Consider the following 26,747-nt stretch of genomic DNA (forward strand, 5'->3'; position numbering starts at 1 on the left):
CGCTGTAATGAGCAAAGCAACGCAGGATGCGCAGTGTATCGTACCGCGTCATGTCGCGATTATTATGGATGGCAATAATCGCTGGGCTAAGAAACTCTTTTTACCTGGCGTTGCCGGCCACAAAGCTGGTGTGGATGCTGTTCGAGCGGTGGTTGAGGTCTGCGCTGAAGCCGGCGTTGAGGTGCTGACGCTGTTTGCCTTCTCCAGTGAGAATTGGCAGCGTCCTGCCGCTGAGGTAGGCGCTTTGATGGAGTTGTTTTTAGTGGCTTTGCGCCGTGAATCTAAAAAACTTGATCAAAATGGCATCCGTTTGCGCATTATTGGTGATCGTTCACGCTTTCACCCTGAGTTGCAAGCAGCGATGCAAGAAGCTGAACAGCGCACTGCTCATCACTCTAAGTTTCTCCTACAAGTGGCCGCCAATTATGGTGGTCAGTGGGATATTGTGCAGGCAGCGCAGCAGCTCGCACGTTCTGTTCAAGCGGGCGAGTTGCAGCCTGATGATATCAGTGCTGAACGCTTGCAGAACTGCTTGAGTACAGCATCACAGCCGCTCCCTGATTTATGTATTCGTACAGGCGGAGAGCGTCGTATCAGTAATTTTTTATTGTGGCAGTTAGCCTACAGTGAATTGTATTTTTCGAGTTTGTTTTGGCCCGACTTCAAGCATCAAGCCATGCGCGATGCTTTAGCTGATTTCTCATCACGGCAGCGCCGCTTTGGGAAAACCAGCGAACAAGTGGCCGCAGAGGAACGCACACCATGCTCAAACAACGAATAATTACCGCACTTTGGTTGGCACCTCTAGCTTTACTAGGCTTCTTTGCTTTGCAAGGCGCAGCTTTTTTAGCTTTTGTCGCTTTAATTGTAGCGCTGGCAGGTTGGGAATGGGCGCGCTTGGCGGGTTATGACACGCAAGGTCAGCGGATTGCTTATGCTGTGTTTGTGGCGATTACGTTAGTACTGCTCAATAGCAATACGATGTTGTTGCTGCCAATTTTGTGTTTAGCTCTGGTTTGGTGGTTATTCGCCACAGCTATGGTGATCGTTTTTCCGCGCAGTATTGCTTATTGGGGCGGTAATCTTGGTAAGCGCGTGATGGGCTTGGGTATTCTTATTCCTGCCGGCTTAGGCTTGGTTGTTCTGAAGAATCAGCCGCAAGGCAATATGCTTATTTTGAGTTTGATGCTGCTGGTTTGGGGCGCTGACATTGGCGCGTACTTTTTTGGCCGAGCCTTCGGTAAGCGCAAATTAGCACCGCGTGTCAGTCCTGGTAAAAGCTGGGCAGGCTTCTTTGGTGGTCTATTTACCAGTGTCTGTATTGCTGCAGGTTTAGCCTTGTATCTACAGGTGCCTGTTAGTCAGTTTGCTGTGGTACTGCTTTGTGCCGCAGTCGTGGTGCTTTTTTCTGTGGTCGGTGATTTAACTGAAAGTATGTTTAAGCGGCAGATGGGTATCAAAGACAGCAGCCAGTTGTTGCCCGGCCATGGTGGTGTGTTAGATCGAATTGACAGTCTGACAGCCGCAGCGCCAGTGTTTGCGTTGTTATTGTTGTTAAGTGGTTGGACGCTTTCTTGAATACCGACAAACCTCGTCTGCAACAGATTACAGTATTGGGTGCGACCGGCTCGATCGGCAGCAGCACCCTCGATGTGATTAGGCAACACCCAGACCGTTATCAGGTTTTTGCCTTAACTGCACATTCGCGCATGGCTGAGCTACAAGCCTTGTGCATACAGCATCGCCCACGCTTTGCTGTGGTTGCAGATGCTGCAAGTGCTAAGCGCTTACAAAGTGATTTGCATACTGCTGGAGTCGCCACTGCGGTTTTATTTGGCCAACAAGGCTTGGCAGAGGTTGCTGCGCACCCTGATGTGGATGCAGTCATGGCGGCCATTGTCGGTGCTGCAGGTTTGCCGTCAGCCATGGCTGCAGTGCAGGCAGGTAAGAAAATCTTATTGGCCAATAAAGAAGCGTTAGTGATGTCTGGCGCGCTGTTTATGAGTGCAGTACGCGAGCATGGTGCGCAGTTACTGCCAATTGACAGCGAGCATAATGCGATTTTTCAGTGCCTGCCTTGTAACTATGCAGAAGGTTTGGCACCTGTTGGCGTGCGCCGTATTTTGTTAACTGCATCAGGTGGGCCGTTTCGTAACAGCAGTTATGCTGAGTTAGAAAGGGTCACTCCTGCGCAAGCCTGTGCGCATCCAAACTGGTCAATGGGACAGAAAATTTCTGTCGATTCAGCGACGATGATGAATAAAGGTTTGGAGTTGATTGAGGCGTGTTGGTTGTTTGCAGCGCGCCCAACGCAAGTCGAAGTGGTGATTCATCCGCAAAGCGTGATCCACTCTTTAGTTGATTACATTGACGGTTCGGTGCTGGCGCAGTTGGGTAACCCTGATATGCGCACACCTATTGCGCATGCCATGGCGTGGCCGGAGCGTATTGCTTCAGGAGTGGCACCTTTAGATTTATTTACTTTAGCACGCATGGATTTTATTGCCCCAGATTTACAACGGTTTGCCTGCTTACGCTTAGCCATTGCAGCGGCGCAAGCAGGTGCTGCTGCACCGATTGTTTTGAATGCGGCTAACGAGGTTGCGGTTGCGGCATTTTTGCAGGAACGCATTCGTTTTACCCAGATTCCACAATTGATCGAAGATGTACTGAGTTTGCAGATGAGCACTACAGTGCACGATCTTGAAAATGTACTTGAAATCGATCAGCAGGCTCGCGCATACGCGAATACATGGTTGAATAAGCAGTCGATCACTGCAGGGGTAGGGTTATGAGTGGTTTGTATATGTTGCTTGGCACGCTCGTTACGCTAGGTGTTCTGGTGACAATTCATGAGTACGGACATTTCTGGGTGGCGCGCCGCTGCGGCGTCAAAGTGTTACGTTTTTCGATTGGTTTCGGTACACCTTTGTTGCGTTGGCATGACCGATATGGCACGGAGTTTGTTATCGCTCTGATTCCGCTTGGCGGCTATGTGAAGATGCTCGATGAGCGCGAAACACCGGTCGCTGAAGCGCAGCAAAGCCAATCATTTAACCGCAAAACAGTGGGTCAGCGTATTGCCATTGTGATCGCCGGGCCTGTGGCTAACTTTGCGTTAGCATTTGTATTGTTTTGGTGCTTGGCAATGCTCGGCAGTCAACAGGTTAAACCTGTGATTGGTGAAGTGGCTGCTGAAAGTTTAGCTGCGCAGGCAGGTTTACGCAGTGGGCAAGAGATCATTGCCGTTGACGGCCAAGCTGTTTCAGGCTGGTCGGATGTTAATTTGCAACTTATTCAGCGTTTGGGTAACAGCGGTACCTTGCGCATTGATGCCCAAACTCCGGGTAACTCTGCTGTCAGTAGCTATACGCTAAACTTGGATAAGTGGCTGTACGGTGCTGAAGAGCCTAATCCAATCAGTGATTTAGGTATTGAGCCTTGGCGTCCACAGGTCGCAGCGGTTGTTGCACAGCTTGATCCTGAAGGGCCAGCGCAGCATGCGGGCTTGCAATTGCAGGACAAAGTGATTGCGATCGATGGTCAAGCCGTCGAAGATTGGCAAAGTGTCGTCAGTTATGTGCAGGCACGTCCCAATACAACGATAGAATTGAGCGTTGAGCGAGCTGGGCAGCGTATAGAGTTGCCAGTGCTGTTAACTGCTCAAGGAGTCGCTGCTGAAGCCCGTGGTTATTTAGGTATGGGCGTGACGGGTGGTGAGTGGCCAGCAGAAATGCTGCGCGATGTCCGTTATGGTCCGTTGGATGCGATTGTGCAAGGTGCGCAGCGAACTTGGACCATGAGTGCTTTAACTCTAGGCTCGTTGAAAAAGATGCTGTTTGGCGAACTCTCAGTAAAAAACTTGAGTGGACCGATAACCATTGCTAAAGTGGCCGGCGCTTCGGCTGAAAGTGGCCTGAGAAGTTTTTTGAACTTCATGGCTTATTTGAGTATTAGCTTAGGCGTGTTGAATTTATTGCCAATTCCTGTGCTTGATGGCGGACATCTGCTATTTTATATCGTTGAGTGGGTCCGTGGTCGACCGTTGTCAGAACGTATCCAAGCTTTAGGGATGCAGATCGGTATTGCTTTAGTGGTTGGTGTTATGGTTCTTGCGGTATTTAATGATTTAGCGCGTTTGTAAAAATACTGATTCGCTGCTTGGCAGTGGGTTTTATATATATCGTTGAAAAAGAAAGGTTTGCATGAAACGTCTGCTGCTACCTGCGGTTATATCCGCGCTAATAATTTCTGAAGCTCACGCTGCACCCTTCACTGTCTCTGATATCCGTGTTAACGGTTTACAGCGCGTGTCTGCTGGCAGTGTCTTTGCTGCTTTACCCTTGAATGTCGGTGAGCCGGTTGATGATCGCCGTTTGGCAGAAGCAACGCGTTCGTTATTTAAAACGGGTTTTTTTGAAGATATTCAACTCAGTCGTGATGGTGACATCTTAATTATTAACTTAGTTGAGCGTCCTTCCATTTCCAGCGTGGAAATTGAGGGTAATAAAGCCATCAGTAAAGAAGACTTGCTCAAAGGTTTAAAACAGTCTGGACTCGCTGAAGGCGAGATTTTCCAGCAGGCGACCTTAGAAGGCGTGCGCAATGAATTGCAGCGCCAATATGTTTCTCAAGGCCGTTACTCTGCCAATATTGATGCGCAGGTGATTGCTCAGCCACGCAACCGTGTAGCGTTGAAAATTAACGTTACTGAAGGTTCAGTGGCATCGATTCAGCACATCAACGTTGTCGGTAATAAAGTATTTAAAGATCAAGATTTGATCGACCTGTTTGAACTGAAAACCAAAAACTGGTTATCGTTTTTCCGTAACGATGACAAATATGCGCGGGAAAAACTGTCAGGTGACTTAGAGCGTTTGCGTTCTTATTACTTTGACCGTGGTTATATCAATATGGATATAAGTTCCACGCAGGTTTCTATCACTCCAGATAAAAAGCACGTTTATATCACTGTGAACGTTGATGAGGGTGAGCAGTACACCATCCGCGATGTGAAACTGTCAGGTGACCTGAAAGTACCTGAAGAAGATGTAAGAGCTTTGCTGCTGTCCCGCGAAGGGCAAGTGTTCTCACGTAAAGTGATGACCACCACGTCAGAATTAATCACTCGTCGCTTAGGTAATGATGGTTACACCTTTGCCAACGTCAATGGTGTGCCAGAAACCCACGACGAAGACAATACGGTATCTCTTACTTTTGTGGTTGACCCAGGTAAGCGCTCTTACGTTAATCGTATCAATTTCCGTGGCAATACTAAGACCATGGATGAAGTGCTGCGTCGTGAAATGCGTCAAATGGAAGGCGGTTGGGCCTCCACTTACTTAATTGATCAGTCGAAAACGCGTTTAGAGCGTTTAGGCTACTTCAAAGAAGTCAACGTGGAAACACCGCAAGTGCCGGGTACTGACGATCAAATTGATGTCAATTACAGCGTTGAAGAGCAGCCGTCAGGTTCGATTACTGCCAGTGTTGGTTTTGCTCAGAATGCCGGTTTGATTCTTGGTGGGTCAATCAGTCAGAGCAACTTCTTAGGTACGGGTAACAGAGTCAGCGCGGGCTTAACTCGCAGTGAGTATCAAAGTAATTATAACTTCAGTTTCGTTGATCCGTACTGGACCGTCGATGGCGTGAGTTTAGGCTACAATGCTTTCTACCGCACCACTGACTACGATAAGTTAGACGTTGATGTGTCAAGTTACTCCGTCGATAGTTTGGGCGGTGGTATTAATATTGGTTATCCAATCAATGAAACATCACGCCTTAACTTTGGCCTCAGTGCTCAGCAAGATAAGTTAAAAACAGGGCGTTATACTGTTGATGAGATTTTTGACTTTGTCGAGAAAGAGGGTGACAACTACACTAACTTTAAAGCTTCGGTGGGTTGGTCAGAGTCAACCCTGAATCGTGGGATGATGGCAACCCGTGGTCACTCACAAAGTTTGGTGTTAGAAACAACCATTCCGGGCAGTGATCTATCGTTTTATCGTTTAGATTACCGCGGTCAACTTTTCAAACCATTAACCACGAACTACACCTTACGTTTCCATACTGAACTAGGTTATGCGGAAAGTTATGGTTCTACTTCGGAGTTGCCATTCTTTGAACATTATTATGCCGGTGGTTTTAACTCGGTACGAGGGTTTAAAGACAGCAGTTTAGGTCCACGTAGTACTCCGAGCACAGGTACACGACCAGGCACCTTGAAAGATCCAGATGATGACAATTTGCCATTCGGTGGTAACGTACTCGTGCAAGGTGGTGTTGAATTACTCTTCCCAATGCCCTTTGTTAAAGATCAGCGTTCATTACGTACAGTATTGTTCTGGGATGTCGGTAATGTGTTTGACACACACTGTAGCTCAGCACAGAAAAGCCGTAATGAAGCAGGTTGTGGCCTTAAGTACGATAACTTAGCCAGCTCAGTTGGTGTTGGGCTAACATGGGTGACTGCGCTAGGGCCGTTAAGCTTTAGTTTAGGTGTGCCAGTGAAAAAGCCAGACAATGCGGATACCCAAGTATTCCAGTTCTCTTTGGGCCAAACATTCTAATTTAGTTTTAAATCAATCAATAACAGCGTTTCTAGGGGTGTACCGTGCGTAAGTTAACTCAACTTGTTTTACTGACAACTGCTTTAATCAGTGGTCCTGTGTTTGCGGAAATGAAAATCGCTGTATTGAACTATCAAATGGCTCTGTTGGAATCTGACGCTGCCAAGAAATATGCGGTTGATGCGGAAAAGAAATTTAGTCCACAACTGACTAAACTGAAAAACCTAGAAAGCGATGCCAAGCGTATTCAAGATCGTTTGATGAAAGATGGCGAGCGTATGCAACAAGCTGAGCTTGAGCGTTTAGAGCTTGAGTTCAAACAAAAAGCCCGTGACTTTCAAACCCAGTCCAAAGACTTAAACGAAGCTAAAGCGGTTGCTGATCGCGATATGCTACAAAAACTTAAGCCTAAACTGGATAAAGCCGTTGAAGATGTATTGAAGAGCGGCAACTATGACTTAGTCTTAGAGCGCGGTGCGGTAGTTGATGTTAAGCCTCAGTTTGACATCACCTTGCGTGTTATTGAGCGCATGAATCAGTTACGTTGATATGAAACAGTTTAATCTTGCTCAGTTAGCCGAGATGCTCGGCGCTGAGCTGCGTGGTGATGCACAGAAAAATATTTTTGGTTTGGCGACGCTGCAAGAAGCCAGTGCCGATCAATTAAGTTTTTTAGCCAATGCCCATTACCGTAAGCAGCTTGAAACCAGTCAGGCAGGCGCGATGTTGTTGTCTGCTAAGGATGCGGTTGATTACAGCGGTAATTGCTTGATTGTGGCTGATCCTTATTTGGCCTATGCAAAACTCTCTCATTTTTTTGATCGCACGCCGAAGCAGCCTGCAGGTATTCACCCAAGCGCAGTAGTTGCTGAGAGTGCCTTGGTTGATTCAACTGCTTGTATTGGGCCAGGCGTAGTGATTGATGAAGATGCAGTGATTGGTGCTGGCGTCAGTATCGGTGCACATTGTGTGATTGGTGCGCGCAGTCGTATTGCCGAGCAGGGTCGCTTAGCACCACGAGTGACGCTTTACCATGACGTCACTATCGGTGCACGTGTGGTGATTCAATCGGGCGCCGTGATTGGTGGTGAAGGTTTTGGTTTTGCTAAGCATCAAGGTGAATGGCATAAGATTGCCCAGATTGGCGGCGTGACCATTGGTGACGATGTTGAGATTGGTGCTAATACCTGTATTGACCGCGGTGCGCTTGCTGATACCTTAATTGGTAATGGGGTCAAGCTAGACAACCAAATCCAGATTGCCCATAACGTACAGATTGGCGACAATACAGCGATTGCAGCCTGTGTCGGGATTTCCGGTAGTGCAAAAATTGGCCGCAACTGTATGTTGGCGGGTGGTGTCGGTTTAGTTGGTCATATTGATATTTGTGATGATGTGTTTATTACAGGTATGACCATGGTTACCCATTCTATTAGTGAGCCGGGTGCGTATTCGTCAGGTACGGCGATGCAGCCAGCAGCGGAATGGAAAAAAAGCGCGGTACGTTTTCGTCAGTTGGATGACATGGCGAAACGTCTTCGAGTATTGGAAAAACATACTCAGAAGTGACTGCGTGTATGGATATATCATCTGACTGCTTATCGACCTTTATTGCTAATCAGCTTTAATTTAGCGCATTAAGTGCCGTTCAGTTGAGGGTGGTAGGTTGTGTGTACGGTATACACAGCCTCACTTATTTGATTAAGGCTTTTTTATGATGGACATTAACGAGATTCGTCAACTTCTCCCGCACCGCTACCCTTTTTTATTAGTGGATCGTGTTGTGGCGATTGATTTAGAGCAGAAGACGATCAATGCTTATAAAAACGTAAGCATCAACGAGCCTTTTTTTAATGGCCATTTCCCACAGCACCCGATTATGCCAGGCGTTCTAATTATTGAAGCTATGGCACAAGCAGCAGGCGTGTTGGGCTTTAAAATGATGAATGCTTCGCCAGAAGACGGTACCTTGTATTACTTTGTTGGTTCTGACAAATTGCGCTTTCGTCAGCCAGTCGTACCAGGCGATCGTCTTGATTTAAAAGCACGTTTTCTGAGCTCGAAACGTGGTATTTGGAAGTTTGAATGCCAAGCAACAGTAGCTGATGTATTGGTTTGTTCGGCTGAAATTATCTGTGCGGAACGCAAACTATGAGTTTAATTGATCCTAGCGCCATTATTGATCCAACAGCTCAGCTTGCGGATGACGTGACTGTTGGGCCATGGACCATCATTGGGCCTGGTGTCGAAATAGGTGCTGGATCAATTATCGCATCGCACGTGGTGATTAAAGGGCCAACGAAAATTGGCTGTCATAATCACATCTACCAGTTTTCATCGGTAGGTGAAGATACCCCAGATTTAAAGTATCAAGGCGAAGCTACACGCTTAGTGATTGGCGATCATAACGTCATTCGTGAAGGTGTCACCATTCACCGTGGTACCGTGCAAGACCGCTCTGAAACCACCATTGGTAATCACAACTTAATCATGGCCTACGCGCATATCGGCCATGACAGCGTGATTGCGAATCACTGTATTTTAGTCAATAACACAGCCTTAGCAGGGCATGTACATATGGATGACTGGGCTATTTTATCCGGTTACACCTTGGTTCATCAGTATTGTCATATTGGCGCGCACAGCTTTACGGCGATGGGCGCTGCGATTGGTAAAGATATTCCTGCTTTTGTCACTGTCGCCGGTAACCCTGCGGAAGCACGTAGTATGAACTTTGAGGGCATGCGCCGCCGTGGTTTCACCGAGGATGCGATACAGGCGTTACGTCGTGCTTATAAGGCTGTTTATCGCCAGGGCTTGACAGTGGAAGAGGCATTGGACGCCTTAACTGAGAGTGCAGCTGAGCACCCGGAAGTAGAATTGTTTTGTGATTCAATACGCCGATCTTCCCGCGGTATTACTCGCTAATGACTGAGCAGTTGCTGCAGCCTTTAAAAGTTGCTCTGGTGGCTGGTGAAGCCTCGGGTGATATTTTGGGGGCTGGTCTCATGCAGGCTATACGCAATCATTGTCCACAAGTTGAATTCATTGGCGTTGGCGGGCCTTTAATGGAAGCGCAAGGCTTGCAATCGTATTTCCCGATGGAACGTCTGGCTATTATGGGCTTGGTGGAAGTGCTGGGTCGATTGCCTGAGCTGTTATCGCGGCGCAAGCGTTTGGTCGCCACGTTAAAGCAACAGCAACCAGATGTGTTTATTGGTATCGATGCACCAGACTTCAATTTAACGATCGAGCTGCAGTTGCGTGAAGCAGGCATTAAAACTGTGCATTACGTAAGTCCTTCAGTTTGGGCATGGCGCCAAAAGCGGGTGTTAAAAATTCGCCAAGGCTGTGATTTGATGCTGACTTTGCTGCCTTTTGAAGCGCAGTTCTATCAAGATAATCAAGTCCCAGTGCTGTTTGTCGGTCATCCGTTGGCTGATAGCGTAGCCATGCATAATGATCCGCTGCCTGCGCGCGAGCAACTAGGTCTACCAGCTGATGCGCAAGTGGTCGCTTTGTTGCCGGGCAGTCGTGGTGGTGAAGTCGCGAAGTTAGGTGCTCTGTTTGTTGATACGGCGCGCTATTTGTTAGCTGAAAAGCCGCAACTACGTTTTATCATTCCAGCGGCCAATCAAGCACGCCGTGAGCAGTTAGCAGCAATTTTAGCCGAAGCACCCAATCTGCCTATTGAGATTCTCGATGGTCAATCACAAACTGCATTGCAAGCCTGTGATGCAGTGTTGATTGCTTCTGGCACTGCAACCCTAGAAGCCATGTTGTTTAAAAAACCGATGGTGGTTGCTTACAAGTTGGCACCCTTAAGCCATTGGCTGTTGAAGAAAATGGTGAAAAGCCCTTACATTTCTCTGCCTAACTTATTAGCCGCTGAGATGCTGGTGCCTGAATTTATTCAAGACGCGGCCACACCTGAAGTTTTGGGCGAGGCGGTGTTAACACAGTTGCGTGATGGCTCAAAGCAAACCCAGCGCTTTGCTGAACTACATCAGTCCTTGCGCTGCGATGCCTCACAGCGTGCTGCGCAGGGTGTGTTACAGCTATTAGGGCGTATGTAGTGCAACTCGGTCTACTTCAGCAGGCGCGTGCTGGCAAGATTGTAGCGGGTGTCGATGAAGTGGGACGAGGGCCTTTATGTGGGCCTGTTGTTACCGCTGCGGTCATTCTCGATCCACAACGTCCTATTTTTGGCTTGAATGACTCGAAAAAACTCACGGAGAAAAAACGTGAAGCTTTGTTTGTAGAGATTCAAGAAAAAGCTTTAGCGTGGTCTATTGGGCGTGCTGAAGTTGAAGAAATCGATCAGTTAAATATCCTTCAGGCCACGATGCTGGCCATGCAGCGCGCTGTTGAGGGTTTGTCGATCACCCCAGACTTAGCTTTGATTGATGGTAATCGTTGCCCGCAATTGAGTATGGCCAGCGAGGCTGTGGTGCAGGGTGATGGTTTGATTGCGGAAATATCTGCAGCATCGATTTTGGCGAAAGTCAGTCGTGATCGAGAAATGGCGATTCTGGATGCGCAATACCCAGGATATGGAATTGCTAAGCACAAAGGCTATCCAACCCCTGCGCATTTGAAAGCTTTGCAAGAGCTTGGCCCAACGCCTATTTATCGCCGTTCATTTGGCCCAGTACGGCGGTTTTTCGAAGCGGACTGATTCTCAGCCAAGTCACTTGATAGTGATGTAAAAAACTAAAATCCTCCTGTGGGCATGGCGATCTGCGCTAAGTCTGCTTTTCCCTTTAAACCGTGTTGCAAGCCAAGTTTGCGCCTGACGTACCTCGCTAATACTGCTATTCCCTCAACGGGTCATCCTGACCCGATTCGGGCGCTACGCCATCCTTGGCTCGCTCGCCGCAGCACTAGCGATGTACTTCTTGACCATGTGTGTTGATAGCAACCTTGCAGCAGGTATCTTTTGAATTGTATTGATTGAGAGATACTGACTGCTGGCGTGAATCGCATAGTTTGCATGATTAAAACTGCGCTAATGCAAACAATACAAAAGGTCACAGGCGTGCTTCGGGGTTAGTGTGCTGAGTGAGCCAAGGATGGCGAACGCCGGAGTTGAACCCTGGATGAGTTCATCGACGGATTAACACTGACCCCGAAGTACGGCACGCACAGTATTTGCCAATTAAAAACTACAAACAGTATGTGAGCATGGCGAACTGCGCTCAGTCTGCTTTTCCCTCACGAGACATCCTGTCTCGATTCGGGCGCTACGTCATCCCTGGCTACGCTTACCGCCGACTTAGCGCAGCTCACCTTGACCATCGTTGTTGTGCGCTAGCTCAGGTTGCTTGACCGTTGCTATTCCGCAATCTTCAGTTCGCGTGACTTAGTGTAAACGTAGCGGATTTTTTCATACTCGAAAGGAGAGTTCAGCTGCCCATAACGTAGTTTGGTGATATAGCGCTGATCAACAATTTTCAGAGCAAAAATCTCTGGATGACGTTCACTTTCCTTGGCAACATTGAGCCAATTAACCGAGAAGTCGAGAGTGTAGTCAGCGACTAGTCCGCCAGTATCTCGCACGTTTGATGGGCCTAGTAGCGGCAGCATCAAATACGGACCGTGTGGCACGCCGTAATAGCCTAAAGTTTGGCCAAAATCCTCGTTATTTTTAGCCAGCCCCATCTTTGTCGCAGGATCCCATACTCCAGCCAAACCAAAAGTAGTGTTAAATAAAATACGCGCTGTTGTCTCCATTGCGCGATGACCTTTAAGCTGTAATAGGCTATTGGCTAAAGTTGGAATTTCGCCTAAGTTGCTAAAAAAGTTACTGACCCCTTTACGCAAAAAATGCGGCGTCACCTTGGTATAACCTTTCACTACAGGTAAAAATACCCATTGATCAAAGCGATAGTTAAAGTGATAAACACGTCGATTCCATTGCTCCAAAGGGTCACTGATGTGCAACGCATCTAAAGCTGCGCGCTCAAATTCATGCTGCCCTGCGTGCTGATTAAACTTTAAATTTTGCAGTGGATTTTTAAAACCATCGTCATCGACTTGTTGTGCATGACTAAAATTTGTAAGGCTCAATAACAGTAAGCTGGCTGCGCAGTAATTACCTAAAGAGTGAGTTTTATTCATGGAAAAACTCCAGTATATCTGCACCATTATCTCGATAATCTAAATTTCCGAGATGGCCACCATAGGGGTAAAGGGTTAAACGTTCAGCAAAATTTTCTTTTAAAAAGCCTAAATCACCCGTTCCCAAAATGATGTCATCAGCATTGTGCATTACACCAATTTTGCTGGTTGTGCTGAGATAGTCCGCCAGTGCATACAAACTGCTGGCCTGACTCAATGACTCAAAGTCCTCAGTTGTAGGGCTTTCAAGCGCAAGTTTTTGCTCCTTGAAGTGGACTTTCCAGAACGGGAGTAATTGCTGCTCGATATAACAGTCAAAATCACAGAGTAACGCGCGTTTAAAAAACGGTGTCAGGCTAGTGCCATCATTAATTTTTTGCTGCGCTGGAGTGATAATGCCCCGGCGATTGATCAAGTCTGAGGTGAAGTTAATGTCCGCTGAGGCGAAGCGGAAAGCACTACCAATGAGCATCGCCAGCTGATTGTCGCTGAGTTTTTGCTTGGAGTTTTGAAAGTCAAACAGCACTGCTTCGTTAAAGTCAAAATGACCTTTTTGATTAAAATAGCGCGTCAGCTTATCCATTAATAGCTCATAGAAAGTACGATGATCATTGCTATCAACAGCTTGTGTATTGACTAAGCTACTGAGGTTCTTGATTGATGCATATAAGTTGACCGGCGGGTTGATGAGCAAGACTCGCTTAAAATTAAAAGCTTGCTCTTGTTCATCTAAATGGCTGACAAAAGCTGCTTGTAAGCCGCCGAGACTATAACCGGTTAAATGCCATTCAGTGACTTCTAGATTGTCCTGTTGCTTTTTTATTGCTTGCATAACTGAGTATAAATCGCGCGCATCTTGTGGCGAATACCCAGGGGTGGCATAAGGTGATGCGCCAACCATAAAGTCATAGGCGGTTGGCGAAGAGATTTGCGCCACATGAAAACCCGCGCCATAAAAGAGTTTTTTCAGGTATTCCATGGTCGAGCTGGAATAGTGCGCGCCAGTGCCAGCAATGATAAAAATCAGTGGCGCAGGGCCTGATTGCTCGGCTAAGCGGTAGCGAAAGGTTTTCACCGGCCAAAAGTTGCTTGGCAGAGTAAATTCGCGCTCTGGACGCAGGCGTAAACTGTAATCACGTTGTTTGATATCAGCATCGTCAGGCAGTTGCGGGCGAAAAATGCTGGGTGTGCCGGCAATAGTTGCCTCAAACGCATTGGTGAGAGGGAACTGATAGTCTGCCGGAACTGGTTTTGCTAGAGCGTTAAACGACAGCGCACAGAGAGAACTCAGCACAAAGCAAAGTGGTGTTAGCAAGCGTGTGAGCATAATGTTGTCTCGTTGATTAGCGGAAGAGTCGTCCTAGATCTAACACCGCTAGGGGCAGCGTGATAGTTGTTTCTCAGTGTGCTACTTATTAGATTTATGACGCACAATAGCAGTAAAAGAATCAACATAAGTGTGCGCAATACACACTTATGTTGATGTTTATTTACATTACGCGCTGGCCAGGACGCGCGCCGGAGTCAGGGCTGAGCAAGTGAATTTCTTCACCACCAGGACCTGCCGCCAGCACCATGCCTTCTGAGACACCGAATTTCATTTTTCGTGCAGCCAGGTTGGCCACATATAAGGTCAAACGACCTTCGAGTGCTTTGGGATCAGGGTAGGCGCTTTTGATACCAGAAAACACGTTACGTTTCACCCCGCCAAGGTCGAGGGTGAGTTGCAATAACTTATCTGCGCCCTCAACAAAAGCAGCTTTTTCGATTAAAGCAATTCGCAAATCGACCGCAGCAAAAGCATTAAAGTCGATTTCTTTAGCTAGTGGCTCTTTCTCTAGTTCGCCATTACAGATAATTTCTTCAACGCTGTTTGTGTTTTCCATTTCTAATAAATCTTCTTTTGAGGACTCAATCAAGGCTTCGACGTGTTTAGGGTCGACGCGGGTCAATAACGGTATGAAAGGATTGAGTTGATGATCACCTAACGCAGTGCCTAAATCATCCCAAGTGAGCGATGGCACATTGAGGAACTGTTCAGCATCGGCTGCGAGTTTTGGCAGCACAGGTTTTAACAAGATCACTAGTTGTTTAAACAGATTAATGGCTTGTGAACAAACCGCTTGAACTTGCGCCTGCTGACCTTCAATTTTACTCATGGCCCACGGTGCCTGCTCAGCAATCCAAGCATTGGCAGCATCGGCTAAAGCCATGATTTCACGCATTGCACGGGCGAAGTCGCGGGCTTCGTAGGCTTTGGCAATGGAAGGTGTCGCTTCTACGAAATGCCCCCACAATGCAGGATTGGGCATATCCGCGACTAGCATGCCAGCGTTACCTTTGTGAATGAAGCCGGCGCAACGACTGGCGATGTTCACTACTTTGCCCACGAGGTCGGAGTTGACCTTTTGAATAAAGTCCTCAAGGTTGAGATCTAAATCTTCCACGCCACGGCCCAGTTTCGCGGCGTAGTAGTAACGCAAGTATTCAGGGTTTAAATGATCAAGGTAAGTGCGCGCTTTAATAAAAGTACCGCGCGATTTGGACATTTTCGCACCATTAACTGTTAGGTAACCGTGCACATTCACTCCGGTTGGTTTGCGGTAGTCAGCGCCTTCAAGCATCGCCGGCCAAAACAGTGCGTGGAAGTTAATGATGTCTTTACCGATAAAATGGTACAGCTCGGCGGTGGAGTCTTTATTCCAGAACGCATCAAAATCTAAATCAGGACGGCGCGCGCAGAGATTTTTAAAGCTGGCCATGTAACCAATCGGCGCATCCAACCACACGTAGAAATATTTACCCGGAGCTCCTGGAATCTCAAAACCAAAGTAAGGGGCGTCGCGGGAGATATCCCACTCTTGTAGACCGCTATCAAGCCACTCAGCGAGCTTGTTGGCGACTGACTCTTGCAGAGCTCCGCTACGCGTCCACTCTTTCAGCATGCTTTGGAAATTAGGCAGTTTAAAAAAGTAATGCTCAGAATCTTTGAGTACCGGCGTCGCACCAGAAATAGCTGAGCGTGGATCTTTCAGCTCAGTTGGATGATAAGTGGCACCACATTTTTCGCAGTTATCACCGTATTGATCAGGTGTTGCGCATTTTGGGCAGGTGCCTTTGATGAAACGGTCGGCAAGGAACATGCCCTTTTCAGGATCAAAATACTGAGTCACAGAGCGGGTGGCAATATGCCCGGCCGCTTGCAGACGTTGATAGATCTGCTCGGACAGTTCGCGGTTTTCTTCACTATGGGTCGTGTAAAAGTTATCGAAATCGACCATGAAATCAGCAAAGTCAGCGCTGTGTTCAGCGTGCACGTTGTCAATTAACTGCTCTGGGGTAATGCCTTCTTTTTCGGCGCGCAACATAATCGCTGAACCATGAGCGTCATCAGCGCAAACATAGATGCATTGGTTGCCGCGCATTTTTTGAAAGCGAACCCACATATCAGTTTGAATATACTCAAGCATATGGCCAAGGTGAATGGAACCATTGGCATAGGGTAGGGCGCTGGTCACTAAAATTTTGCGGGCTTCGCTCATGGTTTTCCTAACTACTAAACAGTGAATAGAAATAAGCCGACTACTATATAGGCAATGACTGTTTTTTTCATCCCTTGCGCCATGCGAGCTTGCCAACGATTACGGTCTTAACGTTTAGATTAGGCTAGAATGTTCGTCATTGAGTCTATTTCGCAGTGGAGAACGTCATGAGTGCAGTAACCCGCGCCGCAGTTGAAGAAACCTTAAGCCGCCTGATTGATCCCAATTTGAATCTTGATCCAGTGACTGCTGGCTGTGTACGCGCCATTGATATTCAAGGTGATCGCGTCAGTGTACAGCTTGAATTAGGCTATCCCGCCGATTTATTTAAAACCGGTTGGGCGCAAATGCTGCAAATGACGCTTGAGCAAATGCCCGGCGTAGCCAGTGCTGAAGTGAAAATTTCCACACTGATTCATCCGCATAAAGGCCGCAGTGATGTTCCAGGTTTAGCTGGCGTAAAGAATGTGATTGCCGTGGCATCGGGTAAGGGAGGTGTCGGTAAATCAACTACAGCTGCGAACTTAGCCTTAGCTTTGGCACGCGAAGGTGCTCGTGTGGGTATTCTGGATGCTGATATTTACGGTCCTAGTCAAGGGATTATGCTTGGTGTTCCCAGCGGCACTAAGCCGCAAGTGCGTGATGAGAAATATTTCATCCCAATTCAAGCGCATGGCGTATCGGTAATGTCGATGGCCTTTCTTACCACCGACAACACACCGATGGTTTGGCGTGGTCCGATGGCCTCTGGCGCGCTACTGCAGATGATCACGCAGACTGCTTGGGATAATCTTGATTATCTTGTGGTAGATATGCCACCAGGTACTGGTGATATTCAGTTGACCCTCGCGCAGAAAGTGCCGGTGGCGGGAGCAGTGATTGTCACCACACCGCAAGATATTGCTTTGCTCGATGCGCGCAAAGGCATTGAGATGTTCCGTAAAGTTAATATTCCTATTTTGGGTGTTGTCGAAAACATGGCGGTGCATATCTGCTCTAACTGCGGGCACGCTGAGCACCTGTTTGGCGAGGGCGGTGGTGAGCGCTTAGCGGCCAGTTATGACGTTGAACTGTTAGCTTCATTGCCCTTGTCGATGGCAATTCGTATGCAGTGTGATGGTGGCGAGCCGACCACGAGCGCTGACCCGGAAAGCCAAATTGCGATGATCTACCAAGAACTGGCACGTACGGTGGGCGCGCGTATCAGTGTGCTTAATCAGCAAAGCACCGGCATGCCATCGATTGAAATCAGCGATGATTGATTCATAAAGCTGTCGCACAAATTGCTTTACGGACGCAGCTTGCTCATGCCCGAGTTGACGAGGTTTCTGCATGAGTAAGCGATGTCTGCGACTTGAGTTAGACAGAGCTATTAGAGTTAGTAATTAAGGAGAAATAACCATGAGTTTTACTGTGTATCTTTCTGGAGAAATTCACACATCATGGCGTGAAGAGATTCAGCAGGGTGCTGAAGCTTTAGGTTTAGATATTACCTTCACTTCAGCCGTGACTGATCATGCTGCGAGCGACGCAGCAGGTGATCATTTAGGCGCGCAAGAGCAGAGTTTTTGGCGCGATCATCAGTCCGCGAAAGTCAATGCAATCCGCACTAAAACCCTGATCGAGCAAAGTGATCTTGTGGTAGTGCGTTTTGGTGATAAATACAAACAGTGGAATGCTGCCTTTGATGCAGGCTATTGCGCTGCGCTGGGTAAACCCTACGTAACCTTGCATGCAGAAGATATTATTCACCCGCTCAAAGAAGTTGATGCCGCAGCAATGGCGTGGGCGACGACGCCTGCACAGGTTGTCGAAATTTTGCGTTATACGACTCAAGCGTAACTTTCGGTGGTGCCAGGCGGTAAGTCTTTGCCGCCTGTTCTTTTCTCCTGTTCAGGATGCTGTCAAACGGCAATAAAGCGCCGACTAGTCATATAATTGACAAGCAATTTCTATGTAACCTATTGATTTATATGTGAGTCACACTCTGGCATAACTATTGCTTAGTAATAGGCAAGATGAATTGCAAAGCAGGTGTGGCGTTATGAGCATCAATTTCGATAAAGCCTTAGGCATCCATGAAAAAGCACTGGGCTTTCGCGCGCAGCGTGCTGAAGTTCTGGCTAATAATATCGCTAATGCTGATACCCCGCACTACAAAGCACGCGATTTAGATTTTGCCAGTGTGTTATCCGCACAAGCCGATCAGCACGCGCAGAAACAGCCGTTGATGCAGCGTACCAATAGTCAGCATTTTGACGTTGAGCCGTTACAGTTAGCTGACCCTGCGTTGCGCTTTCGTAATCCTCATCATGCATCCATTGATCAAAACAGTGTTGATTTGCAAGTTGAACAGTCCACTTATGCAGAAAATGCGGTGCAGTTTCAAGCAAGTTTCACACTATTAAACAGCAAGTTCAAAGGGCTGATGACAGCCCTGCGCGGCGACTAAGGAGTAATTATTTATGTCCCTTTCCAGCGTTTTCCACATTGCCGGCAGCGGTATGAGCGCACAAAGCACGCGCTTAAATACTATTTCTAGCAATATTGCCAATGCCGAAACGGTGTCATCTAGCATCGATCAAACCTATCGTGCGCGGCACCCTGTGTTTGCCACTATGTTTCAAGAAAATTTAAATGGTGCTCAAGGCCAAGCCTCTTTGTTTGCTGATCAAGATCAGGCAGGAGCAGGTGTGCAGGTCATGGGGATTATTGAAGATCAAAGTGAATTGCAACCACGCTACGAACCTAACCATCCATCTGCGAATGCGGATGGCTATGTTTTTTATCCGAACGTTAACGTAGTTGAGGAAATGGCTGACATGATTTCCGCCAGCCGTGCGTTTCAAACCAACGTCGAAATGATGAATACCGCTAAGCAGATGATGCAGCGCGTACTCTCATTAGGCCAGTAAGCCCGAGGAGGCAGCAATGAGTGCAGCAGGAGTTAGCGCCGCGGGTGCTGTGTTGGATCAATACCAACATTCGACCAAGGCCGCAGGAAAAGAAGAGTTAGGCAAAAACGAGTTCTTAGAACTATTAGTTGCCCAATTGAATAACCAAAACCCGCTAGAGCCACAAAGTAACGGTGATTTTATTGCCCAATTGGCGCAGTTCAGTACGGTGGAGGGTGTTGAAAAGCTTAATGGCAGCATGCAGACCATTATGTCGGGCTATCAGTCCTCGCAAGCGCTACAGGCCTCTTCGCTGGTCGGGCGTAAAGTGATTGTTCCGATTGAAAAGGCAGTAGTGGATACTTCGGAAACCTTTAAAGCTAGTTTGGTGTTACCGCAGAGCAGCAGTAATGTATATGTCAACGTGTATAGCGCAGATGGCTCTTTAGCGACGCGGATTAATATGGGGGCGCAAGAGGCTGGCCAAGTGAGCTTTATGTGGGACGGTAAAAATAGTGATGGCGAAATTATGAAGCCGGGTACCTATAGGTTTGAAGCGCAAGCCAGTATCAATGGTGAAACTAAAGGTCTGTACACCTTGCTACCGGCCAACGTGGATAGCGTGACGCTTGGGCAAGGTGGTGGTGAGCTGTTATTGAATTTAGCAGGATTGGGCGCAGTGCCACTCTCGCAAGTACAGATTATTGGTCAGTGATTTTAAATAATTGCCAGCTGTCGGACGACCGGCAAGGAGAACAACATGTCATTTAATATCGGCCTCAGTGGCTTACGCGCTGCCACTAAAGACCTCAACGTTACCGGTAATAATATTGCTAACGCTGGGACTGCAGGCTTTAAGCAGTCGCGTGCAGAGTTTTCTGATGTGTATGCGGCATCAGTACTGGGTACAGGAAAAAATCAACAAGGTAGCGGTGTGTTGCTATCAAATGTGTCGCAGTTGTTTAATCAGGGCAACATTAACTACACACAAAATGCTCTCGATTTGGCCATTAACGGTAACGGCTTTTTCCAAGTCAGTAATAACGGTGCGATCAGTTATTCGCGCGCGGGTTATTTTGGTACTGACCGTGAAGGCTTTATTGTTGATAATTTTGGCTACAATCTACAGGGTTATACTACAGATGCTAATGGCGAGCTAAAAGTCGGTGATGTCTCTAACTTGCAGATTAAAACCTCTAGCCAAGAGCCAAAACCGACCAGTAAAATTGAGCAGTCATTTAATCTAAACTCTACAAATGACGCGCCAATTAATACACCTTTTTCTGCGACTGACCCTAAAAGCTATAACTCGTCTACTTCAACCAATATTTACGATACACAAGGTAACGCGCATGCGCTGACCCAATATTTTGTAAAAACTGGGGCAAATAGTTGGGATATGCATGTTTTGATTGATGGTGTGAGGCCAGATGATCCAACTTTGACTACGCCGCTTACAAGTACGTTGACATTTGATAGCGCTGGTAAGTTGCAGGGGCCTAGTACAGTTGACTTAAGTGCTTGGATACCTTCAGCGTTAAAAGGAACACCGCCAACAGCAACGGCAAACGGTGCTGATTCTAATGCCGGCGGAATGACCTTAGATATGCGTAATGCAACGCAGTTTGCGAATGCCTTTGCGGTGAACGCGGTAGCGCAGGATGGTTACACAACAGGTGAGCTAGCGGGGATTGAAATTGACGATACTGGAATGATTTTTGCGCGTTATACTAACGGTCAATCCAAGGTGCAAGGGCAAGTTATACTGGTTGATTTTGCTAACGTACAAGGATTAACTCCGGTAGGTAAAACTCAGTGGGTACAGTCGTTAGCATCTGGTGAACCAGTACCTAACCCAGGACGTACAGGGACTTTAGGTGCGATTCAGGCTGGAGCCTTGGAGGACTCCAACGTTGAGTTGTCAGATCAGCTAGTGAATTTGATCGTTGCGCAGCGTAACTATCAGGCCAACGCTAAAACGATTGAAACTGAAAGTGCGATTACCCAGACTATTCTTAATTTGCGTTAAGATCGCTTATCTTTCTGAAACAAAAAACGCGCTTTCAAGCGCGTTTTTTGTTTGCGGTCATTTTGTTACTCAACACGTTTAATGCTTTTGATCACAATTGGATCAGTTGGCACATTTTGGTGCATGCCGTAGGTGCTGGTTTTGACTTGAGCAATTTGATCAACAACATCCATACCACGAACAACTTTAGCAAATACCGCATAGCCAAAATCGCGGCTGCTGTGGTTTAAGAAGTCATTGTCTGCATGGTTAATAAAAAACTGCATAGTGGCTGAGTCAGGCGCTTGGGTGCGCGCCATCGCAACGGTACCACGGTTGTTTTTTAAGCCATTGTCAGCTTCATTTTTAATTGCAGATTTAGTGGCTTTTTGTTGCATATAACTGTCAAAGCCGCCGCCTTGAATCATGAAGTTTGCAATCACACGGTGAAATATAGTGCCGTCATAGCGCTCAGCATCAACATAATCCAGAAAGTTGTTTACCGTGATGGGGGCTTTTTCTGCTTCTAGCTCCAGTTCAATCTCGCCAAAACTGGTGTTGATCACCACGTGCGGATTATCCGCTGCAAAGACATTTGCCGTCATAAGCAACATACAGCCAGTCAGTAGAAGTTTCTTGAGCATAGGTTCCTCACTTTATCGAGTTTAAAAAATTCACTAACGCTTGGTTAAAACGTTCGGGTTGATCAAGAGGTGTTGCATGTCGCGATTGTTCAATCACCAGCAGTTTAGCATGAGGCATTTGCGCAACATACGCTTCTTTGTCGGCAACCGGTGTGTAGTCCTTATCAGCGCTAATGACCAAGGTGGGGCACAGAATGCTGGAAATCCGCTCGCGTACACTCCAGCCAATGATGGCATCTAGGCTAGCTAAATAAGCGCGCTTATCATTCAGTTGCCAGCGCTCTTCAATCTTTTGCCGTAAGTGCGCTTGTTCAGGACGTGGAAAGAGTAAACCGCCTAAGGCTTTGCCGATTTGCTCAAGGCTTAAAAAGCGTGAGAGCAACTTACGCTTTACCACTTCCAACCATTGCTTGATGCTGCGTGGCTTGACTTCCGGCCCGCTATTAACAATGGTCAAGCTGCCCAGTAATCCTGGATTATCAACGGCTAACTGAAAGGCAATCATGCCGCCCATTGAAATACCAATCACATGCGGTTTCTGCAGTTTTAAATGCTGAATCAGCGCAAAAATATCGTCGGCAAAGGAGGGGATACTATAGGTTTGCACAGGTTTGCCAGAGCGGCCATGACCACGTACATCAACGGCAATCACGCGAAAGTCTTTTTGTAATTCTGGGATTTGATATTCCCAGTCTTTGGTGCTGGAGCCCAGTCCGTGGATCAGAATGACTGGCTCACCGCGCCCTACGTCTTCGTAATAAATTTGGCAGCCTTGCTGATTAAAGTAGGACATTTGAATAACCTTTAAAGCTAAATGACATAACAATATATTGCTTAGTTTAGCTTGTTGATCGCCAAGGCAGTACAGCAATAGGTTGATTGTGCGCGATTATGCGCGTTGCCACTCAAAGCTGAGTACTTGGGCAATGCTTTGTGCGTCTAATAAATGTAATAAAACTCGGTCTAAGCCTAGAGCAACCCCTGCGCAATCGGGCAAGCCATGCTCTAACGCTGCAATCAGAAGTGCATCATGCGAGCGCTGGGTGCCTTGTAATTCATGCTTGAAGCGTTGCAGTTGTTGCTGTGCATCGGTCAGTTCTTGATAGCCGTTCGCCAGCTCCATGCCATTAAAAAACACTTCAAAGCGCTGTGCGATGAGCACGCCCTGCTCATTGTTGGCGAGCTTAGCTAGGGCGGCTTGTGAGGCTGGGAACTGGTCAATAAAGATTAAAGTGTTGTGGGGTAGTGCGGGCTCTACTTGATGACTCATAATCACATCGAGCCAACCATCACGGTCTAAGTCTAAATCAGCATTGGCTAATGCTTGTCCATGTCTGGCAATGACTTGATCACCGCAGTGATGCACATCGAGTTGCGCGTAACTTTGCAATGCTTGGGCGTAGCTGAGATGCAGAGTCGGCAGGGTGCTAAAACGTTCTGCTAATAACATTTGCAACAGTTGCGCCACTTCTTCCATCAGTTGTTGATGCGTCCAACCGACGCGATACCATTCCAGCATGCTGAACTCTGGGTTGTGACGTTTACCGGCTTCACCCTCACGAAAGACTTTACAGATCTGATAGATATCCCCGTAACCCGCGCAAAGTAGCCGCTTCATCGCATATTCAGGCGAGGTATGCAGCCAGCGCTGCCCAGCTTGCATGGGCGTGATATTAGGATCGGCAACTGGGGCTTGTGACAGCAGTGGGGTTTCCACCTCGAGTACCGAGCGCGTATAGAAAAACTCGCGAATTGAGCGGTACATCTGTTGACGTGCCATTAGCGCATCACGACTGGCACTGGGTGACCAAGTGCTCATGGTCTCTATCCTTATAAAAAGGGCGCAGGGTTACGCCCTTGAGCTATGGTGTAAACTTAGGCGCGGCTGACGTACTCACCACTGCGCGTATCAATCTTGAGTTTTTCGCCTTCGACAATAAACAGTGGCACACGCACGACAGCACCGGTGCTGAGGGTTGCTGGTTTAGAGCCGCCTTGAGCGGTATCACCTTTTAAGCCTGGATCAGTTTCTACAACCTCCAGTTCAACAAAATTTGGGGGCGTTACAGATACCACCGCATCGTTGTACAAAGTGACTTCGTAAACAACCTGTTCTTTCAGCCACTTAATTGTTTCACCAACCGCTTCGCTGCTGGCACCTAGCTGTTCGAATGAACCGTCGGTGGCCATGAAATACCAAAACTCAGCATCGCTATATAAGTACTCCATATCCCGTTCAACGATATCAGCGCTTTCTAAGCTTTCGCCAGACTTAAAGGTACGTTCCCATACCCGTTGAGTACGGATGCTGCGTAATTTTACGCGGCTAAATGCTTGGCCTTTGCCGGGCTTAACAAACTCGATATCAATCATGATACAAGGTTCGTTATCCACCATGACACGCAGTCCCGGTTTGAATTCGTTGCTAGAATAGTTAGCCATAATGTAATCCTGTTGAAGTTTAAGGTCCTGTGAAAATGTCTAGTGTAGCCCAAACCGAAAAAGTTATTTTCCAGCAGGAGTGGGGGCAGGTGTTGGCGCAGTCGTTGCGCAGCAGCCAGCAGTTGCTGGCTGAGCTTGATTTGCAAGTGACTGATTTTCCTGAAGGGTTAAGTGAGGCATTGCAGTTTCCGCTGTTTGTGCCACGACCTTTTGTTAAGCGCATGCGTAAGGGTGATCCTTGTGATCCTTTGCTGCTGCAGGTCTTGCCGCTGGCTGCTGAAGAACAATTACACTCAGGGTTTACCCTTGATCCTTTGGCTGAACAAAGCACCAATGTGCAGGCTGGATTGATTCATAAGTACCATGGCCGCGTGTTGTTATTGGCCGCCAGTGGTTGTGCGATTAACTGCCGTTATTGTTTTCGCCGACACTTTCCTTACAGTGAAAACCGTGTGGCGCGCGGACAGTGGCAGCCTGCGCTCACTTATATTGCTCAAGACCCAAGTATCACCGAGGTGATTCTCAGCGGTGGTGATCCACTGATGCTGCAGGATGAACACTTGGCGGAACTGGTTGAACGTATTGCGCAGATCCCGCATGTGCAACGCTTACGGGTGCATTCGCGCTTGCCGGTCGTCATCGCTGAACGTTTGACTGACCAGTTAACCCACATTTTAACCGGCACGCGTTTACGCAGTAGTTTGGTTTTGCACGTCAATCATCCGCGCGAACTGACGCCTATGCATGCCGAGCGTCTAGGCAAACTGCGTCAAGCTGGGGTGACTTTGCTGAATCAGACGGTGTTGCTCAAGGGCGTGAATGACAGCGCTGAGGTGCTGATTGAGCTGAGTGAAAAGTTATTTGATCATCATTTATTACCCTATTACCTGCACGTGCTGGATCGCGTGCAGGGCGCACAGCATTTTGATCTCAGTAGTAGCGAAGCTTACGGGTTATACCAACAGATGCTGGCGCAGCTGCCCGGTTATTTGGTGCCGAAATTGGTGCGTGAGGAAGCAGGACAGCCGCATAAAACGCCATTGCATGCTTTTTAAACCTGCACGATGACAAATCCACCGCAAACAAGGTGCAGCTTGCTACACTGCACATTGCATTTATTAAGGTTAGAAAATTTTTGTGAGTACACCAACTGATTTTGCCAGCTTGCCGTTACCGGCAGCATTGTTAACCAATTTAGCTGATTTGGGCTACAGCAGCATGACCGCGATTCAAGCACAAAGCTTGCCGGTAATTCTTAAAGGCATGGATGTGATTGCCCAAGCCAAAACCGGTAGCGGTAAAACCGCAGCCTTTGGTATTGGCTTATTGTCACCGCTCAACCCGCGCTATTTTGGTTGCCAAGCCTTGGTGCTCTGCCCAACCCGTGAGTTGGCTGACCAAGTGGCGAAAGAAATTCGCCGCTTAGCCCGTGCCGAAGGCAATATCAAGGTGCTGACTTTGTGCGGCGGCGTACCTTTTGGTCCGCAAGTGGGCTCGCTGGAGCATGGCGTGCATATTGTTGTGGGTACGCCAGGGCGTATTTTAGAGCATGCACGCAAAGGTACTTTGGATTTATCCGGTCTGAACACTTTAGTGCTCGATGAAGCCGATCGTATGTTGGATATGGGCTTTTATGACAGCATTGCTGACATTATTGAGTTCACCCCCAAGCGTCGCCAAACTTTATTGTTTTCGGCGACTTTTCCTGATGGTATTCAGCAGTTGGCGTCGAACTTCTTACGTCAACCGCAGCATATTCAAGCGGATATTGAACACGCTGAGCATCAGATCGAGCAGCATTTCTACGAAATTATGCCTGAGCAGCGCCAAGGCGCAGTCGAGCGAATTCTGCGTCATTACCGTCCAGAAGCCTGTGTGTGTTTCTGTTTTACCAAGCAGCAAACTCAAGAGTTGGCTGATTACCTCAATAGTGAGAAAATCTCTGCTTTGGCGTTGCACGGTGATTTAGAACAGCGTGAGCGTGATCAGGTGTTGGCCTTGTTCAGTAACCGCAGTTGCAGTGTGCTGGTAGCGACTGATGTGGCGGCGCGTGGTTTGGATATTGATGCCTTGCCAATGGTGATTAACGTTGAGTTGGCCCGCGATGCTGAAATCCATACGCACCGTATTGGCCGTACCGGTCGTGCTGGCGCTAAGGGTGTGGCGATCAGTTTGGTGGGGCCTAAAGAAGGTCATCGCGCCACTGCCATTGAAGAACAGCTGAAAAAACCTTTGAGCTGGCACTCTCTCAATGCGTTAAAAGAGTCGGATGGTCAGTCGTTACTACCAGCGATGGCTACTTTGTGTATTTCTGCAGGTCGTAAAGATAAATTACGCCCTGGCGATATCCTCGGTGCGCTGACCGGTATTGGCGGTTTAACCGGTGATCAGGTGGGTAAAATTTCGATTTTTGATCATCAGGCTTTTGTCGCTGTGGAGCGCTTGCTGGCGCGACAAACGCAGCAGCGTTTAGAAGGCGGTAAAATCAAAGGCCGTAGCTTAAAAATACGCGTACTTTAAGCGCTGAG

At 47.7% G+C, this 26,747-nt stretch carries 26 protein-coding genes; 19 read left to right on the top strand and 7 right to left on the bottom strand.

Going from position 1 to position 26,747, the window contains the following annotated elements; translation table 11 throughout:
• Positions 1 to 7 precede the first annotated feature (7 nt).
• The 11 genes from uppS to rnhB all read left to right on the top strand — a co-directional run bounded on the left by uppS (position 8) and on the right by rnhB (position 11,247).
• Positions 8 to 781 carry a polyprenyl diphosphate synthase gene (gene uppS, locus H591_RS0111465; RefSeq protein ID WP_022967105.1) on the top strand — a complete coding sequence of 258 codons (774 nt, stop codon included), beginning with the start codon at positions 8 to 10 and terminating at the stop codon, positions 779 to 781.
• Positions 763 to 1,578 carry a phosphatidate cytidylyltransferase gene (locus H591_RS0111470; RefSeq protein ID WP_022967106.1) on the top strand — a complete coding sequence of 272 codons (816 nt, stop codon included), beginning with the start codon at positions 763 to 765 and terminating at the stop codon, positions 1,576 to 1,578. Before uppS ends, H591_RS0111470 begins: the two co-directional genes overlap by 19 nt.
• On the top strand, positions 1,575 to 2,795 hold the full coding sequence (gene ispC / locus H591_RS0111475) for a 1-deoxy-D-xylulose-5-phosphate reductoisomerase (RefSeq protein WP_022967107.1): 1,221 nt from the start codon (positions 1,575 to 1,577) through the stop codon (positions 2,793 to 2,795). The genes H591_RS0111470 and ispC overlap by 4 nt, the downstream gene beginning before the upstream one ends.
• Positions 2,792 to 4,144: a sigma E protease regulator RseP gene (gene rseP / locus H591_RS0111480; protein ID WP_022967108.1), complete on the top strand. Its 1,353-nt coding sequence runs from the start codon at positions 2,792 to 2,794 to the stop codon at positions 4,142 to 4,144. Before ispC ends, rseP begins: the two co-directional genes overlap by 4 nt.
• A gap of 61 nt (positions 4,145 to 4,205) precedes the next feature.
• Entirely contained in the window at positions 4,206 to 6,569 is a 2,364-nt protein-coding gene (gene bamA, locus H591_RS0111485; RefSeq protein WP_022967109.1) for an outer membrane protein assembly factor BamA, read from the top strand.
• A gap of 44 nt (positions 6,570 to 6,613) precedes the next feature.
• Positions 6,614 to 7,117, top strand: coding sequence for an OmpH family outer membrane protein (locus H591_RS0111490; protein ID WP_022967110.1), 504 nt, complete (start codon positions 6,614 to 6,616; stop codon positions 7,115 to 7,117).
• Position 7,118: 1 nt separating this feature from the next.
• Positions 7,119 to 8,138, top strand: a complete 1,020-nt coding sequence (gene lpxD, locus H591_RS15620; protein ID WP_022967111.1) for a UDP-3-O-(3-hydroxymyristoyl)glucosamine N-acyltransferase — start codon at positions 7,119 to 7,121, stop codon at positions 8,136 to 8,138.
• 145 nt (positions 8,139 to 8,283) lie between these two features.
• Positions 8,284 to 8,724 carry a 3-hydroxyacyl-ACP dehydratase FabZ gene (gene fabZ, locus H591_RS0111500; protein ID WP_022967112.1) on the top strand — a complete coding sequence of 147 codons (441 nt, stop codon included), beginning with the start codon at positions 8,284 to 8,286 and terminating at the stop codon, positions 8,722 to 8,724.
• Positions 8,721 to 9,497 (top strand): acyl-ACP--UDP-N-acetylglucosamine O-acyltransferase, encoded by a 777-nt coding sequence (gene lpxA / locus H591_RS0111505; protein WP_022967113.1) that lies wholly within the window; start codon positions 8,721 to 8,723, stop codon positions 9,495 to 9,497. The genes fabZ and lpxA overlap by 4 nt, the downstream gene beginning before the upstream one ends.
• 11 nt (positions 9,498 to 9,508) lie before the next feature.
• Positions 9,509 to 10,645: a lipid-A-disaccharide synthase gene (gene lpxB, locus H591_RS0111510; protein WP_028244382.1), complete on the top strand. Its 1,137-nt coding sequence runs from the start codon at positions 9,509 to 9,511 to the stop codon at positions 10,643 to 10,645.
• Positions 10,645 to 11,247, top strand: coding sequence for a ribonuclease HII (rnhB, locus tag H591_RS0111515; protein ID WP_022967115.1), 603 nt, complete (start codon positions 10,645 to 10,647; stop codon positions 11,245 to 11,247). Before lpxB ends, rnhB begins: the two co-directional genes overlap by 1 nt.
• 656 nt (positions 11,248 to 11,903) lie before the next feature.
• On the opposite strand, the gene H591_RS0111520 is transcribed toward rnhB, so the two are convergent.
• The 3 genes from H591_RS0111520 to metG form a co-directional block, all read right to left on the bottom strand.
• The gene (locus H591_RS0111520; protein ID WP_022967116.1) at positions 11,904 to 12,689 is read right to left on the bottom strand and encodes an MlaA family lipoprotein; all 786 of its coding nucleotides are present in this window, start codon (positions 12,687 to 12,689) and stop codon (positions 11,904 to 11,906) included.
• Complete coding sequence (locus H591_RS0111525; RefSeq protein ID WP_022967117.1) at positions 12,682 to 14,016, bottom strand: alpha/beta fold hydrolase; 1,335 nt, start codon at positions 14,014 to 14,016, stop codon at positions 12,682 to 12,684. Before H591_RS0111525 ends, H591_RS0111520 begins: the two co-directional genes overlap by 8 nt.
• A gap of 163 nt (positions 14,017 to 14,179) precedes the next feature.
• Entirely contained in the window at positions 14,180 to 16,231 is a 2,052-nt protein-coding gene (gene metG / locus H591_RS0111530) for a methionine--tRNA ligase (RefSeq protein ID WP_022967118.1), read from the bottom strand.
• 167 nt (positions 16,232 to 16,398) lie between these two features.
• Between metG and apbC the strand changes: the two genes are divergently transcribed.
• The 6 genes from apbC to flgE all read left to right on the top strand — a co-directional run bounded on the left by apbC (position 16,399) and on the right by flgE (position 21,154).
• Positions 16,399 to 17,493, top strand: a complete 1,095-nt coding sequence (gene apbC / locus H591_RS0111535; RefSeq protein ID WP_022967119.1) for an iron-sulfur cluster carrier protein ApbC — start codon at positions 16,399 to 16,401, stop codon at positions 17,491 to 17,493.
• Positions 17,494 to 17,632: 139 nt separating this feature from the next.
• Positions 17,633 to 18,073, top strand: coding sequence for a YtoQ family protein (locus H591_RS0111540; RefSeq protein ID WP_022967120.1), 441 nt, complete (start codon positions 17,633 to 17,635; stop codon positions 18,071 to 18,073).
• Positions 18,074 to 18,275: 202 nt separating this feature from the next.
• Positions 18,276 to 18,683 carry a flagellar basal body rod protein FlgB gene (gene flgB / locus H591_RS0111545; RefSeq protein WP_022967121.1) on the top strand — a complete coding sequence of 136 codons (408 nt, stop codon included), beginning with the start codon at positions 18,276 to 18,278 and terminating at the stop codon, positions 18,681 to 18,683.
• 13 nt (positions 18,684 to 18,696) lie between these two features.
• Positions 18,697 to 19,146, top strand: a complete 450-nt coding sequence (flgC, locus tag H591_RS0111550) for a flagellar basal body rod protein FlgC (RefSeq protein ID WP_022967122.1) — start codon at positions 18,697 to 18,699, stop codon at positions 19,144 to 19,146.
• 16 nt (positions 19,147 to 19,162) lie between these two features.
• Positions 19,163 to 19,840: a flagellar hook assembly protein FlgD gene (gene flgD / locus H591_RS0111555; protein WP_022967123.1), complete on the top strand. Its 678-nt coding sequence runs from the start codon at positions 19,163 to 19,165 to the stop codon at positions 19,838 to 19,840.
• 45 nt (positions 19,841 to 19,885) lie between these two features.
• The gene (gene flgE / locus H591_RS0111560) at positions 19,886 to 21,154 is read left to right on the top strand and encodes a flagellar hook protein FlgE (RefSeq protein ID WP_022967124.1); all 1,269 of its coding nucleotides are present in this window, start codon (positions 19,886 to 19,888) and stop codon (positions 21,152 to 21,154) included.
• A 65-nt stretch (positions 21,155 to 21,219) separates the two neighbouring features.
• On the opposite strand, the gene H591_RS0111565 is transcribed toward flgE, so the two are convergent.
• The 4 genes from H591_RS0111565 to efp form a co-directional block, all read right to left on the bottom strand.
• On the bottom strand, positions 21,220 to 21,777 hold the full coding sequence (locus H591_RS0111565) for a peptidylprolyl isomerase (RefSeq protein WP_028244385.1): 558 nt from the start codon (positions 21,775 to 21,777) through the stop codon (positions 21,220 to 21,222).
• A gap of 7 nt (positions 21,778 to 21,784) precedes the next feature.
• A complete protein-coding gene (locus tag H591_RS0111570) occupies positions 21,785 to 22,570 on the bottom strand; it encodes an alpha/beta fold hydrolase (RefSeq protein WP_022967126.1) in 786 nt (261 codons plus the stop codon).
• A gap of 96 nt (positions 22,571 to 22,666) precedes the next feature.
• A complete protein-coding gene (gene epmA / locus H591_RS0111575) occupies positions 22,667 to 23,596 on the bottom strand; it encodes an EF-P lysine aminoacylase EpmA (protein WP_022967127.1) in 930 nt (309 codons plus the stop codon).
• 56 nt (positions 23,597 to 23,652) lie between these two features.
• Positions 23,653 to 24,219: an elongation factor P gene (gene efp, locus H591_RS0111580; protein WP_022967128.1), complete on the bottom strand. Its 567-nt coding sequence runs from the start codon at positions 24,217 to 24,219 to the stop codon at positions 23,653 to 23,655.
• A gap of 35 nt (positions 24,220 to 24,254) precedes the next feature.
• On the opposite strand from efp, the gene epmB reads away from it, so the two are divergent.
• Entirely contained in the window at positions 24,255 to 25,274 is a 1,020-nt protein-coding gene (epmB, locus tag H591_RS0111585; RefSeq protein ID WP_022967129.1) for an EF-P beta-lysylation protein EpmB, read from the top strand.
• 82 nt (positions 25,275 to 25,356) lie between these two features.
• Complete coding sequence (gene dbpA, locus H591_RS0111590) at positions 25,357 to 26,739, top strand: ATP-dependent RNA helicase DbpA (protein ID WP_022967130.1); 1,383 nt, start codon at positions 25,357 to 25,359, stop codon at positions 26,737 to 26,739.
• Positions 26,740 to 26,747 lie beyond the last annotated feature (8 nt).

The sequence above is a fragment of the Denitrificimonas caeni DSM 24390 genome (assembly GCF_000421765.1).
In the GTDB taxonomy this organism is placed as follows: domain Bacteria; phylum Pseudomonadota; class Gammaproteobacteria; order Pseudomonadales; family Pseudomonadaceae; genus Denitrificimonas; species Denitrificimonas caeni.

What these genes read in the sequence shown, in the direction of transcription:
- uppS (WP_022967105.1), top strand. Translation starts at nt 8, where the DNA reads ATGAGCAAAGCAACGCAGGATGCGCAGTGTATCGTACCGCGTCATGTC.
- H591_RS0111470 (WP_022967106.1), top strand. Translation starts at nt 763, where the DNA reads ATGCTCAAACAACGAATAATTACCGCACTTTGGTTGGCACCTCTAGCT.
- rseP (WP_022967108.1), top strand. Translation starts at nt 2,792, where the DNA reads ATGAGTGGTTTGTATATGTTGCTTGGCACGCTCGTTACGCTAGGTGTT.
- bamA (WP_022967109.1), top strand. Translation starts at nt 4,206, where the DNA reads ATGAAACGTCTGCTGCTACCTGCGGTTATATCCGCGCTAATAATTTCT.
- lpxD (WP_022967111.1), top strand. Translation starts at nt 7,119, where the DNA reads ATGAAACAGTTTAATCTTGCTCAGTTAGCCGAGATGCTCGGCGCTGAG.
- fabZ (WP_022967112.1), top strand. Translation starts at nt 8,284, where the DNA reads ATGATGGACATTAACGAGATTCGTCAACTTCTCCCGCACCGCTACCCT.
- lpxA (WP_022967113.1), top strand. Translation starts at nt 8,721, where the DNA reads ATGAGTTTAATTGATCCTAGCGCCATTATTGATCCAACAGCTCAGCTT.
- H591_RS0111520 (WP_022967116.1), bottom strand. Translation starts at nt 12,689, where the DNA reads ATGAATAAAACTCACTCTTTAGGTAATTACTGCGCAGCCAGCTTACTG.
- H591_RS0111525 (WP_022967117.1), bottom strand. Translation starts at nt 14,016, where the DNA reads ATGCTCACACGCTTGCTAACACCACTTTGCTTTGTGCTGAGTTCTCTC.
- metG (WP_022967118.1), bottom strand. Translation starts at nt 16,231, where the DNA reads ATGAGCGAAGCCCGCAAAATTTTAGTGACCAGCGCCCTACCCTATGCC.
- apbC (WP_022967119.1), top strand. Translation starts at nt 16,399, where the DNA reads ATGAGTGCAGTAACCCGCGCCGCAGTTGAAGAAACCTTAAGCCGCCTG.
- H591_RS0111540 (WP_022967120.1), top strand. Translation starts at nt 17,633, where the DNA reads ATGAGTTTTACTGTGTATCTTTCTGGAGAAATTCACACATCATGGCGT.
- flgB (WP_022967121.1), top strand. Translation starts at nt 18,276, where the DNA reads ATGAGCATCAATTTCGATAAAGCCTTAGGCATCCATGAAAAAGCACTG.
- flgC (WP_022967122.1), top strand. Translation starts at nt 18,697, where the DNA reads ATGTCCCTTTCCAGCGTTTTCCACATTGCCGGCAGCGGTATGAGCGCA.
- flgD (WP_022967123.1), top strand. Translation starts at nt 19,163, where the DNA reads ATGAGTGCAGCAGGAGTTAGCGCCGCGGGTGCTGTGTTGGATCAATAC.
- flgE (WP_022967124.1), top strand. Translation starts at nt 19,886, where the DNA reads ATGTCATTTAATATCGGCCTCAGTGGCTTACGCGCTGCCACTAAAGAC.
- H591_RS0111565 (WP_028244385.1), bottom strand. Translation starts at nt 21,777, where the DNA reads ATGCTCAAGAAACTTCTACTGACTGGCTGTATGTTGCTTATGACGGCA.
- H591_RS0111570 (WP_022967126.1), bottom strand. Translation starts at nt 22,570, where the DNA reads ATGTCCTACTTTAATCAGCAAGGCTGCCAAATTTATTACGAAGACGTA.
- epmA (WP_022967127.1), bottom strand. Translation starts at nt 23,596, where the DNA reads ATGAGCACTTGGTCACCCAGTGCCAGTCGTGATGCGCTAATGGCACGT.
- efp (WP_022967128.1), bottom strand. Translation starts at nt 24,219, where the DNA reads ATGGCTAACTATTCTAGCAACGAATTCAAACCGGGACTGCGTGTCATG.
- epmB (WP_022967129.1), top strand. Translation starts at nt 24,255, where the DNA reads ATGTCTAGTGTAGCCCAAACCGAAAAAGTTATTTTCCAGCAGGAGTGG.